Origin of the sequence: Bradyrhizobium sp. IC3195 (genome assembly GCF_020193585.1) — a bacterium.
Lineage (GTDB): Bacteria > Pseudomonadota > Alphaproteobacteria > Rhizobiales > Xanthobacteraceae > Bradyrhizobium > Bradyrhizobium yuanmingense.
Window position 1 is genome coordinate 244,207 of sequence record NZ_JADYVG010000004.1, and the last position, 18,349, is coordinate 262,555.

Annotated in this window: 15 protein-coding genes; 12 read left to right on the forward strand and 3 right to left on the reverse strand. The window is 64.9% G+C overall.

Annotated elements, in window-relative coordinates; all coding sequences use genetic code 11:
• Positions 1–434: 434 nt before the first annotated feature.
• The 3 genes from I6F09_RS11520 (at position 435) to I6F09_RS11530 (ending at position 3,521) form a co-directional block, all read left to right on the forward strand.
• Positions 435–1,754, forward strand: coding sequence for a CmpA/NrtA family ABC transporter substrate-binding protein (locus I6F09_RS11520; protein WP_036004553.1), 1,320 nt, complete (start codon positions 435–437; stop codon positions 1,752–1,754).
• Between the two features lie 64 nt (positions 1,755–1,818).
• A complete protein-coding gene (ntrB, locus tag I6F09_RS11525) occupies positions 1,819–2,715 on the forward strand; it encodes a nitrate ABC transporter permease (RefSeq protein ID WP_074447510.1) in 897 nt (298 codons plus the stop codon).
• Between the two features lie 11 nt (positions 2,716–2,726).
• Entirely contained in the window at positions 2,727–3,521 is a 795-nt protein-coding gene (locus I6F09_RS11530; RefSeq protein WP_036004558.1) for an ABC transporter ATP-binding protein, read from the forward strand.
• Between the two features lie 9 nt (positions 3,522–3,530).
• On the opposite strand, the gene I6F09_RS11535 is transcribed toward I6F09_RS11530, so the two are convergent.
• A complete protein-coding gene (locus tag I6F09_RS11535; RefSeq protein WP_225188082.1) occupies positions 3,531–3,764 on the reverse strand; it encodes a hypothetical protein in 234 nt (77 codons plus the stop codon).
• 97 nt (positions 3,765–3,861) lie between these two features.
• On the opposite strand from I6F09_RS11535, the gene I6F09_RS11540 reads away from it, so the two are divergent.
• The 8 genes from I6F09_RS11540 (at position 3,862) to I6F09_RS11575 (ending at position 14,160) form a co-directional block, all read left to right on the forward strand.
• A complete protein-coding gene (locus I6F09_RS11540; protein WP_109144544.1) occupies positions 3,862–5,253 on the forward strand; it encodes an MFS transporter in 1,392 nt (463 codons plus the stop codon).
• A gap of 129 nt (positions 5,254–5,382) precedes the next feature.
• Entirely contained in the window at positions 5,383–5,811 is a 429-nt protein-coding gene (locus tag I6F09_RS11545; protein ID WP_036004577.1) for a globin family protein, read from the forward strand.
• 10 nt (positions 5,812–5,821) lie between these two features.
• On the forward strand, positions 5,822–7,039 hold the full coding sequence (locus I6F09_RS11550; protein WP_225188083.1) for an FAD-dependent oxidoreductase: 1,218 nt from the start codon (positions 5,822–5,824) through the stop codon (positions 7,037–7,039).
• 1 nt (position 7,040) lies between these two features.
• Entirely contained in the window at positions 7,041–9,743 is a 2,703-nt protein-coding gene (locus I6F09_RS11555) for a nitrate reductase (RefSeq protein ID WP_225188084.1), read from the forward strand.
• A 215-nt stretch (positions 9,744–9,958) separates the two neighbouring features.
• Complete coding sequence (locus I6F09_RS11560; protein ID WP_225188193.1) at positions 9,959–10,855, forward strand: SMP-30/gluconolactonase/LRE family protein; 897 nt, start codon at positions 9,959–9,961, stop codon at positions 10,853–10,855.
• Positions 10,856–11,055: 200 nt separating this feature from the next.
• The gene (locus tag I6F09_RS11565) at positions 11,056–11,895 is read left to right on the forward strand and encodes an aldo/keto reductase (RefSeq protein WP_225188085.1); all 840 of its coding nucleotides are present in this window, start codon (positions 11,056–11,058) and stop codon (positions 11,893–11,895) included.
• A 187-nt stretch (positions 11,896–12,082) separates the two neighbouring features.
• The gene (locus I6F09_RS11570; RefSeq protein ID WP_057027221.1) at positions 12,083–13,024 is read left to right on the forward strand and encodes a DMT family transporter; all 942 of its coding nucleotides are present in this window, start codon (positions 12,083–12,085) and stop codon (positions 13,022–13,024) included.
• A 56-nt stretch (positions 13,025–13,080) separates the two neighbouring features.
• Positions 13,081–14,160, forward strand: coding sequence for a zinc-binding dehydrogenase (locus I6F09_RS11575; RefSeq protein ID WP_036025860.1), 1,080 nt, complete (start codon positions 13,081–13,083; stop codon positions 14,158–14,160).
• Positions 14,161–14,165: 5 nt separating this feature from the next.
• On the opposite strand, the gene ppk2 is transcribed toward I6F09_RS11575, so the two are convergent.
• Positions 14,166–15,086 carry a polyphosphate kinase 2 gene (gene ppk2, locus I6F09_RS11580; protein ID WP_036025906.1) on the reverse strand — a complete coding sequence of 307 codons (921 nt, stop codon included), beginning with the start codon at positions 15,084–15,086 and terminating at the stop codon, positions 14,166–14,168.
• Positions 15,087–15,177: 91 nt separating this feature from the next.
• Positions 15,178–15,639: an Lrp/AsnC family transcriptional regulator gene (locus I6F09_RS11585; RefSeq protein ID WP_225188086.1), complete on the reverse strand. Its 462-nt coding sequence runs from the start codon at positions 15,637–15,639 to the stop codon at positions 15,178–15,180.
• A 131-nt stretch (positions 15,640–15,770) separates the two neighbouring features.
• Here I6F09_RS11585 and I6F09_RS11590 point away from each other — a divergent pair, with 131 nt between their 5' ends.
• Positions 15,771–18,134 carry a transketolase gene (locus I6F09_RS11590; protein ID WP_225188087.1) on the forward strand — a complete coding sequence of 788 codons (2,364 nt, stop codon included), beginning with the start codon at positions 15,771–15,773 and terminating at the stop codon, positions 18,132–18,134.
• Positions 18,135–18,349: the final 215 nt, after the last annotated feature.

Below are 18,349 nucleotides of genomic sequence, written 5' to 3' on the forward strand. Positions count from 1 at the left end.
GCAATTTGTGTGCCGTGGCGCGTCGATCGAAAAAGCTAGCAAATTCAGCTAGATGTCAGCTGCAGGGGGATGATTGGCAGAACTGCGCCGCCTCTTGCTTGAGCGACTGCACAACGTTTGTGCGGCGCACAAGGATTGAGCAGACCGCAAATTTCGCGTGCGGAACAGGGCTGTGTTAGTCAGGCGCGGAATTACCAAGCATCTGATTATCCATCATTTTTGGCGGTGGCAGGCTTGGCATGAAGCTTGAATAGTTCCAGGTCGACGCCATTGAAGCCGTCCCGCGAGACTTCTCATCCGAATTGCTGACGCACCCGAACGGGGTCTCCCCGTCGCGCGTTCGCATGCGCCTTTTTCTGGCGTCACGGACGGACGGGCTGCTCGTGCGCACTGACGCAATCATTCCGCAACGACGCAAAAGGACGACACGACCTATGACCAAGCGCATTCGCCGGCCCTCCGAGACTGGCCTCAGCCGCCGTCAATTGTTGAAAGCCACCGGCTCGACCGCCGCACTGCTCGCCGCCGCCAAGCTGAATTTCCCCGCCGGCGCCTTCGCGCAGGACGCAGGCCCCGAGGTCAAGGGAGCCAAGCTCGGTTTCATTGCGCTCTCCGATGCCGGCCCGCTGTTCGTCGCCAAGGACAAGGGCCTGTTCGCCAAGCACGGCGTGCCTGACACCGACGTGCAGAAGCAGGCGTCCTGGGGCACCACGCGCGACAACCTCGTGCTCGGCTCCGAAGGCAACGGCATTGACGGCGCGCACATCCTCACCCCGATGCCGTACCTGATCTCGGCCGGCAAGGTGACGCAGAACAACCAGCCGACGCCGATGTACATCCTGGCGCGGCTCAATCTCGATGCGCAGTGCATCTCGGTCGCCAAGGAATATGCCGACCTCAAGCTCGGCACCGATGCGGCGCCGTTCAAGGCGGCGCTTGAGAAGAAGAAGGCGTCCGGCAAGGCCGTGAAGGCTGCGATGACCTTCCCCGGCGGTACCCACGATCTGTGGATCCGCTACTGGCTCGCCGCCGGCGGCATCGATCCCGACAAGGACATCGAGACCATCGTGGTGCCGCCGCCGCAGATGGTGGCGAATATGAAGGTCGGCACCATGGACTGCTTCTGCGTCGGCGAGCCCTGGAATCTCCAGCTCATCCACCAGGGCATCGGCTACACCGCCGTCAACACCGGCGAGATCTGGAATAAGCATCCGGAGAAGTCCTTCGGCATGCGCGCGGCCTTCGTCGACAAATACCCGAAGGCCAGCAAGGCGATCCTGATGGCCGTGCTGGAAGCCCAGCAATGGGCCGACAAGGCGGAAAACAAGCAGGAGCTGGCCGCCATCATGGCCAAGCGGCAGTGGATCAACTGCCCGGTCGAGGACGTCTACGATCGCACCGCCGGCAAGTTCGACTATGGCATCCCCGGCAAGGTGGTCGAGAACTCGCCGCACGTCATGAAGTACTGGCGCGATCATGCCTCCTATCCGTTCCAGAGCCACGATCTCTGGTTCCTCACCGAGGACATCCGCTGGGGCAAGTATGAGCCGAACTTCGATACCAAGGCGCTGATTGCCAAGGTCAACCGCGAGGACATGTGGCGCGATGCGGCCAAGACCCTCGGCGTCGCCGCCGCCGACATTCCGGCCACCACCTCGCGCGGAAAGGAGACCTTCTTCGACGGCAAGGTGTTCGACCCCGAAAATCCGGCCGCCTATCTGAAGTCGCTCGCGATCAAGCGCGTCGAAGTCTGATGGAGCCCTGCGGCCGCCTTTAGGGGCGGCCGCATCGTCCCTGCCACGCCGGAGAGAGATAGCGATGAACATGACTGCCACGAAGATCGAGGTTGAGACCGCAACGCCTGCTGCAACGATTGCGCCGGTCGTCACGCTGACGCCGAAGCGTCCCCCGCGTACTGAGGCTTACGCACGCATGGCACGCGAGACCGCCGTGCGCGTGATCCCGCCGCTGGTCGTGATCGCTCTGCTGACGCTGGTGTGGGAGCTGGTCTGCCGCAGAGCCGGCTCGGCGCTGCCGCCGCCCTCAAAAGTGTTTGCGGATACGAAGGAGCTGATCTTCGATCCGTTCTTCGACCGTGGCGGCATCGACAAGGGCCTGTTCTGGCATCTGTCCGCCAGTCTCCAGCGCGTCGCCTTCGGCTATTCGCTCTCGGCCATCGCCGGCATCGCGCTCGGCGTGCTGGTCGGGCAGTCGGTCTGGGCGATGCGCGGGCTCGATCCGCTGTTCCAGGTGCTGCGCACGATTCCGCCGCTGGCTTGGCTGCCGCTCTCGCTCGCGGCCTTCCGCGACGGCCAGCCTAGCGCGATCTTCGTCATCTTCATCACCTCGATCTGGCCGATCATCATCAACACCGCGGTCGGCATCCGCAACATCCCGCAGGACTATCGCAACGTCGCCGCGGTGGTGCAGCTCAATCCGCTGGAATTCTTCGCCAAGATCATGATCCCGGCGGCGGCGCCCTACATCTTCACGGGCCTGCGCATCGGCATCGGCCTGTCGTGGCTCGCGATCGTCGCCGCCGAAATGCTGATCGGCGGCGTCGGCATCGGCTTCTTCATCTGGGACGCCTGGAACTCCTCGCATATCAGCGAGATCATCCTGGCGCTGTTCTATGTCGGCATCATCGGCTTCGTGCTTGACCGCCTGATCGCGGGGCTCGGCAAGGTCGTCACCCGCGGCACCGCGCAGAACTGAGGAGAGGGGACATGACCGCCTACCTGAAACTCGACCACATCGACAAGGTCTTCACCCGCGGCACCGCCACCACGGAGGTGCTCAAGGACATCAATCTGACGATCGAGAAAGGCGAATACGTCTCGATCATCGGCCATTCCGGCTGCGGCAAGTCGACCCTGCTCAACATCATCGCAGGGCTGACCGGCGCCACGATGGGGGGCGTGCTGCTGGAAAACCGCGAGGTGAACTCGCCGGGGCCGGATCGCGCCGTGGTGTTCCAGAACCACAGCCTGCTGCCGTGGCTGACCGTCTATGAAAACGTCAGGCTCGGCGTCGACAAGGTCTTCGCCAAGACCAAGTCCCGTGCCGAGCGCGACGCCTGGGTGATGCACAATCTCAACCTCGTGCAGATGGCCCATGCCAGGGACAAGCGTCCATCGGAGATCTCTGGCGGCATGAAGCAGCGCGTCGGCATCGCGCGGGCGCTGGCCATGGAGCCGAAGGTGCTGCTGCTCGACGAGCCGTTCGGCGCGCTCGACGCGCTGACCCGCGCCCACTTGCAGGACTCGGTGATGGCGCTGCATCAGAAGCTCGGCAACACCATCCTGATGATTACCCACGACGTCGATGAGGCCGTGCTGTTGTCCGACCGCATCGTGATGATGACCAACGGACCGAGCGCGCGCATCGGCGAGGTGCTGGAAGTGCCGCTGGCGCGGCCGCGCAAGCGGCTCGACCTCGCGACCAACGCCACATATCTGAAGTGTCGCCAGCGCGTGCTCGAATTCCTCTACGAGCGTCATCGCTTCGTCGAAGCCGCGTAAGTCACGCGTTCACGCGAGATCTGCCCGCGCCCAATTAATCGACATCAAGCTCAATCCTTGTGCGTCGCACAGGGATTGAGCGAAACGCAAATTTTGCGTGCGGAAAAGCCCTGCAAACAATTCGGGCAATACGAATAACATCCTGAAATCCCTGTGTTTCCTGCGTGCGCGCAACTGGCACGGAAATTGAAGTGTCTTTGCGCGACGCCAACGACGACGTCCCTCAACATCATCAATCAGCATCGTGATCTCGCCACCGGGGGTGAAGCCTCGGAGCGCGCCTCCGTGACCGGAGGCAGAGCCTGCAACGACGCAGCGGTGAGCCTGGAAGGGATACGCAATGACGAAGAATCCGACCCTGAACTCCAGCTGGATTTCAGACTGGCGCCCCGAGGATGAGGCGTTCTGGAACAATACCGGCAAGTCGATCGCGCGGCGCAATCTGATCTGGTCCATCGTCGCCGAACATATCGGCTTCTCGGTCTGGCTGATCTGGAGCATCGTCACCACCAAGCTGCCGCAGGCCGGCTTCCACTACACCACCGACCAGCTGTTCCAGCTCGTCGCCGTGCCGGGCCTGATCGGCGCCTTCATGCGCTTTCCCTACACTTTCGCGGTGACGACGTTCGGCGGCCGCAACTGGACCGTCTTCAGCGCGGCGATCCTGTTCATCCCGACCTTGTCGCTCGCCTATTTCGTCAGCCAGCCCGACACGCCGTTCTGGCTCATGCTGCTGGTCGCCTCGACCGCGGGTCTCGGCGGCGGCAATTTCGCCTCCAGCATGACCAACATCTCCTTCTTCTTTCCCGACCGGATGAAGGGATGGGCGCTCGGCCTCAACGCGGCCGGCGGCAATATCGGTGTCTCCAGCGTGCAGCTCCTGACCCCGATCCTGATGACGCTCGCCGTCTTCAACCTGTATCAGGCGACGCCCGTCGACGGCATCTTCCTGCAGAATGCCGGCCTAATGTGGGTGCTGCCGATCGCAATCGCGGTGTTCGGCGCGGTGTTCTTCATGAACAACCTCACCACGGCGAAATCGTCGGTGAAGAACCAGCTCGCGATCGTCAAGCGCAAGCACACCTGGATCATGGCGTATCTTTATATCGGCACGTTCGGGTCCTTCATCGGCTATTCGGCGGCGTTTCCGCTGCTGCTCAAGACGCAGTTCCCCACCGTGACGATCTCGATCGCCTTCCTCGGCCCCCTGGTCGGCTCGCTGTCGCGTCCGCTCGGCGGTTGGCTCGCAGACCGGGTCGGCGGCTCCATCATCACGTTCTGGAATTTCATCGTGATGGCGGGCGCCACGGTCGGCGCGCTCTACTTCGTGGGGCACAAGGATTTCATCGGCTTCCTGTCGATGTTCCTGATCCTGTTCGTGACGACGGGCATCGGCAACGGCTCGACCTACCGCATGATCCCCTCGATCTTCCGCGAGGAGAACCTGTTCAAGGTGCGCGGCAAGGGCGATGCGGCACGCAGCGCTGCCCTGAAGACCGCGAGCATCGAGAGCGGCGCGGCGGTCGGCTTCATCGGCGCGGTCGGTGCCGTCGGCGGCTATCTGATCCCGAGCGGCTTCGGCAAGTCGATCGCCATGACCGGCGGGCCGCAGCTCGCGCTCGTGGTCTATCTCGCCTTCTACGCCTCCTGCCTCGCTCTGACCTGGTGGTTCTACCTGCGTCGCAGCCCGCAGGGCGAAGGCGCGCCAAGCCTCGCCGAGGCGCGTGTGTGAGCACGACAAACTGGCACGAATGTCGCTTCTCCCCGTACGCGGGGAGAAGTCTCTCTGATGACGTTTGATCCATGAACTTTGTCCGCAATGGCGCGGACGAAGGCAGACCGAAACAGACAGGAGAACATCATGACGCCCGAGCAGATTACTCTCATTCAGCAGAGCTTCGCCAAGGTCGCCCCGATTTCGGAAGCCGCCGCGGTGCTGTTCTACGACCGACTGTTCGAGGTGGCGCCGTCCGTGCGCGCGATGTTTCCCGAGGACATGACCGAGCAGCGCAAGAAGCTGATGGGCATGCTCGCCGCCGTGGTCGGCGGCCTGTCGAACCTGGAATCGATTCTTCCCGCGGCCTCCGCGCTCGCCAAGCGTCACGTCGACTATGGCGCCAAGGCCGAGCACTACCCCGTGGTCGGCGCGACCTTGCTGTGGACCCTCGAGAAGGGCCTTGGCGAAGCCTGGACGCCCGAACTCGCCGCAGCCTGGACCGACGCCTATGGCGTGCTGTCCGGCTACATGATGTCCGAGGCCTACGGCGCGCAAGCGCAGGCCGCCGAATAGGAGATGCGTTGTGAGTGAACCGCTGGTCATCGTCGGCAACGGTATGGCGGCCGCGCGTCTGGTCGACGAGCTCGCCAAGACCGCGCTCGGCCGCTATGCGGTCGCCGTGATCGGCGAAGAGCCGCGGCTCGCTTACAATCGCGTGCTCCTCTCCTCCGTGCTGGCGGGCGAGACCGGCTCGCACGAGATCGAGCTGCGGCCGGCCGGTTGGTGGCGAGACCGCGGCGTCACGGTGCGCTACGGCTATCGCGTCAGCGAGATCGATGTCGGCCGCCGTGAGCTCAAGATCGCGGGCGAGGAGAGCATGGAATATTCCAAGCTCGTGCTCGCCACGGGATCGACGCCGCTGCGGCTCAACGTGCCAGGCGCCGATCTTGCCGGCGTGCACACGTTTCGCGACACTCGCGACGTCGACCTGCTATTGACACTGGCCGCGGCCAGGAAGCGCGTCGTCGTGGTCGGCGGCGGCCTGCTCGGGTTAGAGGCGGCCTACGGCCTCGCCAAGACCGGCGCGCCGGTGACGCTGCTGCATCTGATGGATCGGCTGATGGAGCGTCAGCTCGACGCGCCCGCGGCCGACCTGCTCAAGACGCTGGTCGAGCGCAAGGGTATCCGCGTCATGCTCAATGCCGCGACGGCCCGCATCCACGGCGAGGGCCAAGTCCAGGCCGTCGAGCTCGCCGATGGCAGCCGCATCGAGGCCGATGCGGTGATCTTCGCCGCCGGCATCAAGCCGAACGTCGCGCTGGCGAAAGAGGCGGGGATCGCGGTCAACCGCGGCGTCGTCGTCAACGACGTGATGCAGACCTCCGCGTCCGACATCTTTGCGCTCGGCGAATGTGCCGAGCATCGCGGCACCTGCTATGGCTTGGTCGAGCCCGCCTACGAGCAGGCGCGCGTGCTGGCGCGGCATCTGGCCGGCCGGCCCGCCGCCTATCAGGGCAGCGTGGTCTCGACCAATCTGAAGGTCTCCGGCGTCAGCGTGTTCTCCGCCGGCGACTTCATGGGCGGGGAGGGCAGCGAGAGCCTCGTGCTGTCGGATCGCAGGCGCGGCACTTACAAGAAGCTCGTCATCGCCGACGGTCGGCTCACCGGGGCGGTGCTGATCGGCGATACGATCGATGCGCTCTGGTACCTCGAGCTGATCCGCAATCGCGACAAGGTCGCTTCGATCCGCACCGACATGATGTTCGGCCGCGCGCTGGCGCAGCCTTCGAAAGCGGCGTGATATGACGGCGATCGATCCAAATCTCCGCACCACCAAGACCACCTGCCCCTATTGCGGCGTCGGCTGCGGCGTCCTGGCGACGCCCGACGGCAAGGGCGGCGCGGCGATCGCGGGCGACCCCGATCATCCCGCCAATTTCGGCCGGCTGTGCTCGAAGGGCTCCGCGCTCGGCGAGACCGTCGGCCTGGAAGGGCGGCTGCTCTATCCGATGATCCGCTGCAAGGGCGTGCTGGAGCGGGTCGCCTGGAGCGATGCGCTGGACCACGTCGCCCACCGCATGCAGCACATCGTCGCGCGCGACGGCGCCGACGCGGTCGCGTTCTATCTCTCCGGTCAGCTGCTGACCGAGGACTATTACGTTGCCAACAAGCTGATGAAGGGGTTTGTCGGCACCGCCAATGTCGACACCAATTCCCGGCTCTGCATGTCGTCCTCGGTTGCGGGCCATCGCCGCGCTTTCGGCGCCGACACGGTGCCTGGCTGCTATGAGGATCTCGACCAGGCCGATCTGCTCGTCTTCGTCGGCTCGAACGCGGCCTGGTGTCATCCGGTGCTGTTCCAGCGCATGCTGAAGAACAGGCAGGAGCGCGGCGCCCGCATGATCGTGATCGATCCGCGCCGCACCGACACCGCCGGCGATGTCGACCTGTTCCTCGGCCTCAGGCCCGGCACCGACACCGCGCTGTTCTCCGGCCTGTTCGTGCATCTCGCCGACAATGGCGTGCTGGACCGGGATTACATCGCGCAGAACACGTCTGGCTTCGATGATGCGCTGGCGCGCGCGCGCAGCATCGCCGGCAGCGTCACTGCGACCGCGCTCGCCACGGGCCTCGCCGAGCAGGACGTCGCCGCCTTCTTCAGGATGTTCCGCGACACCGAGAAGGTCGTCACGCTGTATTCGCAAGGGGTCAACCAGTCGGCGCAGGGCACCGACAAGGTCAACGCCATCCTGAACTGCCATCTCGCCACGGGGCGCATCGGCAAGCCGGGCGCCTCGCCGTTCTCGCTGACCGGCCAGCCCAACGCGATGGGCGGCCGCGAGGTCGGCGGCCTCGCCAACATGCTCGCCGCCCATATGGGCTTCACGCCGCCCGACATCGACCGCGTCAGACGGTTCTGGAAGGCGCCGCGCATCGCCACCCATGAGGGGCTGAAAGCGGTGCAGCTGTTCGAGGCGATCAACCGCGGCGAGGTCAAGGCGCTCTGGGTGATGGGCACCAACCCCGCGGTGTCGCTGCCCGATGCCGACATGGTGCGCGATGCCCTGAAGAAGCTCGAGCTGTTCGTGGTGTCCGAGAACGTGCTCGCCAACGACACCGTCGCGGCCGGCCCGCACGTGCTGCTGCCGGCGCTGGCCTGGGGCGAGAAGTCGGGCACGGTGACCAATTCCGAGCGGCGCATCTCGCGCCAGCGCGCGTTCCTGCCGGCGCCGGGGGAAGCGCGTCCCGACTGGTGGATCCTGAGCGAGACCGCAAAGCGCCTCGGCTTCGGCGACAGCTTCAATTACAAATCGGCCGCCGATATCTTCCGCGAGCATGCCGCGCTCTCGGCGTTCGAGAACAATGGCAGCCGCGATTTCGACATCGGCGCGCTGACCTCGCTGTCGGACGATGCCTTCGATGGTTTGAAGCCGGTGCAATGGCCGGTGCGCGAGGGCGGGACGCCCGGCGAGCGCTTCTTCGCTGCTGGCGGCTTCTTCACCAATGACGGCAAGGGCCGCTTCGTTGCGCCGGAGGTGCCGGCGCTGCGCGGCGAGACCGGTCCGTCGCGCCCCTTAAGGCTCAACACCGGGCGCATCCGCGACCAGTGGCACACCATGACGCGCACCGGCCTGAGCCAGCGCCTGGGCGCGCATCTGCCCGAGCCTTTCGTCGAGATCCATCCCGACGACGCCGGCAAATACGGCATCGTCCATGACGGCTATGCCCGCATCACCACCGATTACGGCCAGTGCATCCTGAAAGTCGTCGTCAGCGAGTGGCAGCAGCGCGGCACCCTGTTCGTGCCGATCCACTGGAGCGCGATGAACGCCTCGCACGGCCGCGTCGGGGCGATGGTCGCACCGTTCACCGATCCGTTCTCGGGGCAGCCGGAAGCCAAGGCGACGCCGGCCGCGATCGCGCCTTACGAATTTGTCTTCCGCGGCTTTGCATTGTCGCGCAAGCCGCTCGATCTGCCGCAGAACCTGTTGTGGACGCGCGTGACCGTCAGCGGCGGCTTCGGCTATCTTTTCGCCGACAACGCGGATCTCGCCCGCTGGCCCGTCTGGCTCGAGAGCGTCGCCGGCGAGGACGTTGCCGAATATCGCGATTTCGGCGGCGGGGTTTTTCGCGCAGCTTCGTTCGCAGGCGATCGCATCGAGACCTGCCTGTTCGTCGGCCCCGCGCATGATGCCGGCGACTGGGAGGTGGTGAAGAGTCTGTTCGCGGCCGATCAGGTCAGCGACGAGCAGCGCCGCATGCTGCTGTCAGGCAGGTGCTGTGAAGGCGCGGCCTCGACCGGCCCGATCGTCTGCGCCTGCTTCGGCGTCGGCCGCGGCACCATCTGCGACAGCATCGCTGGCGGCGCGCGCACGACCGCCGACATCGGCGCCAAGCTCAAGGCCGGCACCAATTGCGGCTCCTGCATCCCCGAGCTGAAACGCCTGATTGCGATGACGGAAGTGCCTGCACAGCAGGCGAAGGTCGCGAGCGCGGCGGGATAGGTCTCGTAGGGTGGGTTAGCGCAGCGTAACCCACCACTCTTCGTCAATGCGGAAGCGAAAGAGGTGGGTTACGCCAAGGGACTGCTTCGCGCAGCCCCGGGGGCTAACCCACCCTACGCAGCGCCCGCACCATTGCAATGTGGACCACCCCAATCGACGCGCCGGCTAATGTGCCGTATGGTGCCGCGCTCCTTTCAACATCCACAACAACCATGATGTACCTGGAAACGCCGCCGCGCCTGATCGAGACCAGGCTGTTCACCGCCATGCCCGACAAGTTTCGCCGCAAGGGCGTGCGAACCGATTGGGCCGACGCCAACCGGCCGAACATACCGACCGAGAGCTTCATCGAGGGGCCGTCATTCGACAAGGACGGTAATCTCTATATCGTCGACATTCCGTTCGGCCGCATCTTCCGGATTGCGCCCGACGGCGAATGGTCGCTCGTGATCGAATATGAGGGCTGGCCGAACGGGCTGAAGATCGCAGCCGACGGACGCATCCTAGTCGCCGACTACAGGCATGGCATCATGGAGCTTGATGCCGAATCCGGCCGCGTCAAGCCGGTCGTGACCGGGCGCAATTCGGAATCGTTCCGCGGCTGTAACGATCTGCATCTCGCCTCCAACGGCGATATCTATTTCACCGATCAGGGCCAGACCGGCCTGCACGATCCAAGTGGCCGGGTCTATCGGCTGGGATCGAACGGCCGGCTCGACTGCCTGCTCGACACCGGCATCAGTCCGAACGGCCTGGTGCTCGACCCAGCCGAAACCGTGCTGTTCGTCGCGATGACGCGCGACAACGCGGTGTGGCGGCTGCCGTTCATGAAGGACGGCAGCGTGTCCAAGGTCGGCCGCTTCTGCTCGCTGTTCGGCACCAGCGGCCCCGACGGCTTGACCATGGATGCCAAGGGCCGCCTGTTCGTCGGCCACCCCTCGCTCGGCCACGTCTTCGTGTTCGCGCCGAACGGGGAACTGATCGCGCGCATCAAATCGTGCGCGGGACCGAACTGCACCAATGTCGCGATCGGTGGCGAAAACAAGGATCGGCTCTATATCACGGAGTCGTCGTCCGGCAGCGTGCTGGTGGCCGAAATCGGCGGATTGTAGCGCTGACGTTTCGCCTCTCCCCGCTTGCGGGGAGAGGCCGACGCGCAAAGCGCGGCGGGTGAGGGGGGCCTCCGCGAGTCCCTTTGCTATCGAGTTTGCGGAAGCAGCCCCTCACCCCGACCCTCTCAGCGCGAGCGAAGCTCGTCGCGGCCCCGTAAGAACGGGGAGAGGGAGGGGGAACAGCGGAGATCGGAGCGAACATGAAAACAAATCCCTTCGGCAAGATCGGCGCCAGCGTCTCCGTCATCGGGCAGGGCACCTGGTATCTCGACCACGGCGACCGCAAGCGCGCGATCGCGGCGCTGCAGCGCGGGCTCGATCTTGGCATGACCCACATCGACACCGCCGAGATGTACGGCGATGCCGAGCTCGTCATTGCGGATGCGATCGCAGGCCGGCGCGATGAAGTGTTCCTCGTTTCGAAAGTGCTGCCCAGCAACGCCTCGCGCCGCGGCACCATCATCGCCTGCGAGCGCTCGCTGAAGCGGCTGAAGACCGACCGGCTCGACTGTTATCTGTTGCACTGGCGCGGCTCCTATCCGCTGGAGGACACCGTCGCTGCGTTCGAGGAGCTGGTGCAATCAGGCAAGATCAAGTCCTGGGGCGTCTCCAATTTCGGTGCCGACGATCTCGATGAGATTCTCGACGTCTCCGGCGAGGGGCGGATCGCCTGCAACCAGGTGCTCTACCACCTGAAAGAACGCGCGATCGAGCATGCGGTGATCCCGTGGTGCGAACGGCACAATGTTGCCGTCGTCGCCTACTCGCCGTTCGGCCACGACGATTTCCCCGCAGGCAGCAGCAAGGGCGGTGCCGTGCTGGCGCGCATCGCAGAAGCGCATCGTGCGACGCCGCGTCAGGTCGCGCTGAGCTTCCTCACCCGTGCGACTACGGTGTTCGCCATTCCGAAGGCCTCGTCTGCGGAACATGCCGGCGAGAATGCGGCAGCAGGCGACCTCGTGCTGACGAAGGACGAGATTGCGGCGCTCGACGCGGTGTTTCCGCGCGGGCCGAAGCCGCGCGGCCTGCCCATGCTGTAGTGCACAACGGGCAAGATTAACGGAGCATTGACGCGCGCGGCGGCTCGCGCATATCGGCATCCTGTTTTCGGAAGTTGTGAATGCGGAGCAGATGTCGTTTTTTACGGCTGTTCTCGATTCGCATTTTGCCCGGGTTCCAGCCGTGACACCGCCGCCCGCCGCAGCCGCAAGGCTCGACAGTATTCCCATGCCCGTTCCGGAGAAGAAGCAGCAGGCTCGCCGCGCGCCTGCGCGCGTCGATCATCCCTTCAAGGGCATTGCGCTGGTGTTGCTCTCGACGATCTTCCTCGGCTGCTCCGACGTCACCGCGAAATATCTGTCGACCAGCCTGCCTTCGATCGAGATCACCTGGATCCGCTTCGTCACGTTCGCGCTGCTATTCACGCCCGTGATGCTGCCGGGCTCGCCACTGCATGCGATGCGCACCGAGCGGCTCGGTCTGCAATTGATGCGCGGCGCCGCACTGCTCGGCTCGTCGCTGTTCTTCATCACCGGCCTTGCATTTCTGCCCATCGCCGAAGCCTCCGCCACCGGCTTCGTCTCGCCGCTATTCGTCACCGCACTGTCGATCATCTTCCTGAGCGAGAAGGTCGGCATGCGGCGCTGGATCGCGACCGCGATCGGCTTGACGGGCGTTCTGATCATCCTGAGGCCCGGCACGAGCGCGTTCCATGCCGCCGCATTCTTCCCGATCATCTCGGCGTTCTGCTGGGCCGCCGCGCTGATCCTGACGCGGATGATGAGCGGTCGCGAAGCGGTGCTCACCACTATGGCCTATTCCGCGCTGACCGGCGTTGCGATCCTCAGCGTCATGGTGCCGTTCGTCTGGGTCACGCCGAGCTGGACCGCGATCGGGCTGGGCATCGTGATCGGCGTCGCCTCGACCGTGGGCCAGTGGATCATCGTGCTGGCCTATCGCTACGGCGATGCCTCGGTGCTGGCGCCGTTCTCCTATACGCAGTTGCTCTGGGTCAGCATTCTGGGCTTCTTCATCTTCGGCGAGGTCCCGGATATCTGGACGGTCGTCGGCGCCGCCTTCATCGTCGCCAGCGGTCTTTATATCGCCCATCGCGAGCGGGTGCGCCGCGCCCAGCTGCTGGTGCTGGAAGAGCGGTCCCCGAACCCCTGACGCAAGTTTGCACGTCCTGCTTCGTGCTATCACTCGCTCCAAAGGGGAGGAGCCGGATGCGCGCCGCGATTTTCAGGAACGGTGAGATTGTCGTTGGCCGGATGGCCGAGCCGACGCCGGGCCCAGGTCAGGTTCTGGTCAAGACGCTCGCCTGCGGCATCTGCGGCTCCGATTTGCACGCGCGCCAGCACGCCCATCGCATGGTGGAGATGGCGCGGAAGACCGGGCGCAAGCCGATGGACCTCAGCCGCGACGTCGTGTTCGGCCACGAGTTCTGCTGCGAGATCGTCGATTACGGCCCCGGCACATCGCGCAAGCTGAAGCCGGGAACCCAGGTCTGCTCGCTTCCCGCGCTGGTGACGCCGCAGGGCATCGAAGGGATCGGCTATTCCAACGACAATGTCGGCGGCTATGCCGAGGCGATGCTGCTGAGCGAAGCGCTGCTGCTCGAAGTACCCAACGGCCTCGCGCCGGAGCATGCCGCGCTGACCGAGCCGCTCGCCGTCGGCGTTCATGCCGTCGCCAAAGCCAATATCCGTGGCGGCGAGGTGCCGCTCGTGATCGGCTGCGGCCCGGTCGGACTCGCGGTGATCGCCGCGCTGAAGCTCAAACGGCTGCATCCGATCGTCGCGGCCGACTATTCGCCGGCGCGGCGTGCGCTCGCCGCAAAACTCGGTGCCGACATCGTCGTCGATCCCCGCACGTCGCAGCCTTACGCGACCTGGGCCGAGCACGCGCAGATGTCGGAGGCCGAGAAGGCGGCGCGGCCGCCGTTCCAGGCCATGCTGCCCGCGCTAAAGCCCGCGATCATCTTCGAATGCGTCGGCGTGCCCGGCCTGTTGCAACAGGTGTTCGAGGGTGCCCCGCGCGATGCGCGCATCGTCGTGGTCGGCGTCTGCATGGAGAGCGACAGAAGCGAGCCCATGCTCGGCATCATGAAGGAGCTCAACGTCCAATACGTGCTCGGCTACACCCCGGAGGAGTTTGCTGCGTCGCTGCGCCTGATCGCCGAAGGGCAGGTGGATGCAGCCGCGATGGTCACCGCCGAAGTCGGCCTCGACGGCGTCGCCAAGGCCTTCGCCGATCTCGCCAACCCCGAAGCCCACACCAAGATCATCGTGCAGCCGTGGCGGTAGGAGTGTCAATATTTCGCCGGCACGTACATCTCTGGCGGGACCGGGCCTCGCTGATAGTCGGGATGTCGCACGCGCGGCGGCAGCGTCACCGGAGCCCGCACGACCTCCTGGTACGGGATCTGAGTCAATAGGTGTGCGATGCAGTTGAGCCGGGCGCGCTTCTTGTCCACGGCATCGACGATCCACCACGGGCTATCCGGCAGATGCGTGTGCTCCAGCATCGTCTCTTTGGCCTTGGTGTACGCCTCCCAGCGACTGCGGGACTCGACGTCCATCGGGCTCAGCTTCCACTGCTTCAGGGGATCCTTGATGCGCATGGTGAATCGGAATTGCTGCTCGTCGTCGGTAATCGAAAACCAGTACTTGACGAGGATGATGCCGGATCGGATCAGCATGCGCTCGAATTCCGGCACGGTCTTGAAGAACTCCTGGTACTCCGCCTCCGAGCAGAAGCCCATCACGCGCTCGACGCCGGCGCGGTTATACCAGCTTCGGTCGAATAGCACGATCTCGCCGCCGGCCGGCAGGTGCGCGACGTAGCGCTGGAAATACCATTGCGTACGCTCGCGCTCGTTCGGCGCGGGGAGCGCCGCGACGCGGCAGATACGCGGATTGAGCCGTTGCGTGATGCGCTTGATCACGCCGCCCTTGCCGGCGGCGTCGCGGCCCTCGAACAGCACCACGACCTTCTTCCTCTCGCTCTGCACCCAGTCCTGGAGCTTGATCAACTCGCCCTGGAGGCGGAGCAGTTCCCGGAAATAGAGCCTGCGATCGACCATCGGCCTCAGGGTTCCGGTCTCGTCGAGGAGCTCGTCGAGACGGGTATCATCCATCTCCATCTCGAGTTCCTCGTCGAGATCGTCGGCCATTTCCTGGATGATGCGCTCGCGCTTGGAGATCTCGGATTTGCGATCGGCTGCGGTCATGGGCTCTTCTCTCGGCTCGGATACCAGCACAACGACCATCGGCGGGGTTTGTTGCGCCCATGTGACAACATGCAATCCGGCGGACGCTTGGTCACACCGGCAGCGCGATCGAATATTTCACCTGGCTGAGCGCAAAGCTGGACTCGATCGAGGCAATGCCGTCGAGCCGGGTCAGCTTGGTCTTCAGGAACGTCTCGTAGGAGGCGAGGTCGGCGGCGACGACGCGGAGCAGGTAGTCGCGGTTCCCGGTCATCAGATAGCATTCCAGCACCTCGTCCCATTTCGAGATGGCGCGGGCAAAGCGGTTGAGATCCTCCTCCTTCTGCCGTGCCAGCTTGATCGAGATGAACACGCTGACATGCAGTCCCAGCGCCTTCTGGTCGACGGTCGCGACATAGCGCGAGATGACGCCGCGCTCCTCCAGGAGCTTGACCCGGCGATGGCAGGGCGAGACCGAGAGGCCGACCTTGTCGGCGAGCTCCTGCATGGTCAGGCGGCTGTCGTTCTGAAGGTGGCTGAGGATCTTGCGGTCGATGGGGTCGAGCTCGGGCATTGGGATGAAACCTGCATTTTGTCGGCTACGTTGGTAAAGTATCCCAATATCGGCGGGTATGACGCGAAAAATTGAGAAGTTTGACGCACCGCGCAGGCGTATGATCGGTGCATATTTCCCGGAGCATCGCCATGCCCGTTGACCCCGCCCGTCTCGACATCCTGACCGCCCTCAGCCGCAAGGCGCTGTGGCTGTCGTCCTGGACCATCCACCACGCCAATCACATCCGCTCCAATGCGGATGGCCTCAAGGTCGGCGGCCACCAGGCCTCGTCCGCCTCGCTAGCCACCATCATGTCGGCGCTGTACTTCCACGTGCTGCGCCCTGAGGACCGCGTCGCGGTGAAGCCGCATGCGAGCCCGGTGTTCCACGCCATCCAGTATTTGTTCGGCCGGCAGAGCCGCGAGAAGCTGGAGAATTTTCGCGGCTTCAAGGGCGCGCAGTCCTATCCCTCGCGCACTAAGGACGTCGACGATGTCGACTTCTCCACCGGCTCGGTCGGCCTCGGCGTCGCGCAGACGCTGTTCTCTTCGCTGGTGCAGGATTACGTCAAGGCGCATGGCTGGATGAAGGATCGCCGCGAGGGGCGGATGATCGCGCTCGTCGGCGACGCCGAGATGGACGAAGGCAACATCTTCGAGGCGCTCGCGGAGGGCTGGAAGCACGGCCTGCGCAACACCTGGTGGGTGGTCGACTACAACAGGCAGTCGCTCGATGCCGTTGTGCGCGAAGGTCTTTGGGAAAAGTTCGAGACCATGTTCCGCAATTTCGGCTGGGACGTCGTCATCGTGAAATACGGCCGCCTAATGCGCGAGGCCTTCGCGGAGCCCGGCGGCGAGGCGCTGAAGACGTGGATCGACAATTGCCCGAATGCGCTCTACGCGGCGCTGTGCTTCCAGGGCGGCGCGGCCTTCCGAAAACATCTGCATGACGAGATCGGCGACCAGGGCCCGATCACAAAACTGATCGACAAGCGCAGCGACGAGGAGCTGCTGGCGCTGATGTCGAATCTTGGCGGCCACGACATGGCGAGCATGCTGGAGGCGTTCGACGCGATCGATCACGACCGCCCGGTCTGCTTCATCGCCTACACGATCAAGGGCGTCGGCCTACCGTTCCAGGGCCACAAGGACAACCACGCCGGCCTGATGACGGTTGCGCAGATGGAGAAATATCGCGACAGTCAGAACATCCGGCCCGGACGCGAATGGGACAAGTTCGAAGGGCTGCCGCAGGATGCGGCCGAGCTCGAGGCCTTCCTCGCGCGGGTGCCGTTCAATCAGGATGGCCGCCGGCTCACGGCGCCCGTCGTCGAGGTGCCGCAACAGCTCGCCTTCAAGCCGTCGCCGCAGATGTCGACCCAGCAAGGCTTTGGCCTCGTGCTGAACGAGATCGCGCGAAGCGACAGCGAGCTCGCCAGGCGCATCGTCACGACCTCGCCGGACGTCACCGTCTCCACCAATCTCGGCCCCTGGGTCAACCGCCGCGGCCTGTTCGCGCGGGCCGAGAAGGCGGACTTGTTCCGCAGCGAGAAAATTCCTTCGACCTACAATTGGGACGCTTCGCCAAAGGGCCAGCATCTGGAGCTCGGCATCGCCGAGATGAACCTGTTCATCATGCTCTCGGCGCTCGGCCTGTCGCACCAGATTAACGGCGAGCGGCTCTTGCCGGTCGGCACGCTCTACGATCCCTTCATCGAGCGCGGCCTCGATGCGCTGAACTACGCCTGCTACCAGGACGCGCGCTTCATGGTGGCGGCGACGCCGTCCGGCATCACGCTCGCGCCCGAAGGCGGCGCGCATCAGTCGATCGCAACGCCCTTGATCGGCATGGCGCAGGACGGCCTGGCCTCGTTCGAGCCGGCCTTCGTCGACGAGCTCGCCGTGATCATGGCTTTCGGCTTCGAGCACATGCAGCGCGAACCGGGCGAGGGCGGTTCGGTCTATTTGCGCCTCTCCACACGCGCCATCGAGCAGGCGCAGCGGATCATGACACCGGAGCTGCGACAGGGCATCACCGACGGCGCCTATTGGCTGCGCAAGCCGGGCCCGAATGCCGAGGTCGTGATCGCCTATACCGGCGCGGTCGCGCCCGAAGCGATCGAGGCGACCGGCTTCATCGGCGAGAGCCGCCGTGACGTCGGCCTGCTCGCGATCACTTCGGCCGACCGTCTGCATTCGGGGTGGACCGCCGCGCGGAAATTGCGGCGCGACCGCCGCGGCGTGCAGCATCTCAGCCACATCGAAAAGCTGCTCGCGCCGCTGCCGCGCGACTGCGGCATCGTGACCGTGATTGACGGCCATCCGTCTGCGCTCGGCTGGCTCGGCAGCGTCCGTGGCCATCGCGCCGAGGCGCTCGGTGTCGAGCAGTTCGGCCAGACCGGCAGCATCGCGGACCTTTATCGGCACTATGGCATCGACGCCAACGCCATCATCGATGCGGCCGAAAGCCTCACCACCGGCGCGCCGGTGCTGCATCGGAAGATGGCGGTGTAGCGGAGGTAACTGCCTCGTCATTCCGGGCGACGCGAAGCATCGAACCCAGAATCTGGAGATTCCGGGTTCGCGCTAATGCGCGCCCCGGAATGACGCCGTCGTCCACCTTGCCTCGTTCCCGCCATCGGCTCATATAACCTCCGCTCGCCGCAACGCTGGCCCCGCATATGGCGGGTTCAATTGCCGGCGCTTTCGTGCAAGGATGCCTGCCGAAA

What these genes read in the sequence shown, in the direction of transcription:
- I6F09_RS11545 (WP_036004577.1), top strand. Translation starts at nt 5,383, where the DNA reads ATGACGCCCGAGCAGATTACTCTCATTCAGCAGAGCTTCGCCAAGGTC.
- ppk2 (WP_036025906.1), bottom strand. Translation starts at nt 15,086, where the DNA reads ATGACCGCAGCCGATCGCAAATCCGAGATCTCCAAGCGCGAGCGCATC.
- I6F09_RS11565 (WP_225188085.1), top strand. Translation starts at nt 11,056, where the DNA reads ATGAAAACAAATCCCTTCGGCAAGATCGGCGCCAGCGTCTCCGTCATC.
- I6F09_RS11590 (WP_225188087.1), top strand. Translation starts at nt 15,771, where the DNA reads ATGCCCGTTGACCCCGCCCGTCTCGACATCCTGACCGCCCTCAGCCGC.
- I6F09_RS11585 (WP_225188086.1), bottom strand. Translation starts at nt 15,639, where the DNA reads ATGCCCGAGCTCGACCCCATCGACCGCAAGATCCTCAGCCACCTTCAG.
- I6F09_RS11535 (WP_225188082.1), bottom strand. Translation starts at nt 3,764, where the DNA reads ATGCTGATTGATGATGTTGAGGGACGTCGTCGTTGGCGTCGCGCAAAG.
- ntrB (WP_074447510.1), top strand. Translation starts at nt 1,819, where the DNA reads ATGAACATGACTGCCACGAAGATCGAGGTTGAGACCGCAACGCCTGCT.
- I6F09_RS11575 (WP_036025860.1), top strand. Translation starts at nt 13,081, where the DNA reads ATGCGCGCCGCGATTTTCAGGAACGGTGAGATTGTCGTTGGCCGGATG.
- I6F09_RS11560 (WP_225188193.1), top strand. Translation starts at nt 9,959, where the DNA reads ATGTACCTGGAAACGCCGCCGCGCCTGATCGAGACCAGGCTGTTCACC.
- I6F09_RS11540 (WP_109144544.1), top strand. Translation starts at nt 3,862, where the DNA reads ATGACGAAGAATCCGACCCTGAACTCCAGCTGGATTTCAGACTGGCGC.
- I6F09_RS11520 (WP_036004553.1), top strand. Translation starts at nt 435, where the DNA reads ATGACCAAGCGCATTCGCCGGCCCTCCGAGACTGGCCTCAGCCGCCGT.
- I6F09_RS11570 (WP_057027221.1), top strand. Translation starts at nt 12,083, where the DNA reads ATGCCCGTTCCGGAGAAGAAGCAGCAGGCTCGCCGCGCGCCTGCGCGC.
- I6F09_RS11530 (WP_036004558.1), top strand. Translation starts at nt 2,727, where the DNA reads ATGACCGCCTACCTGAAACTCGACCACATCGACAAGGTCTTCACCCGC.
- I6F09_RS11555 (WP_225188084.1), top strand. Translation starts at nt 7,041, where the DNA reads ATGACGGCGATCGATCCAAATCTCCGCACCACCAAGACCACCTGCCCC.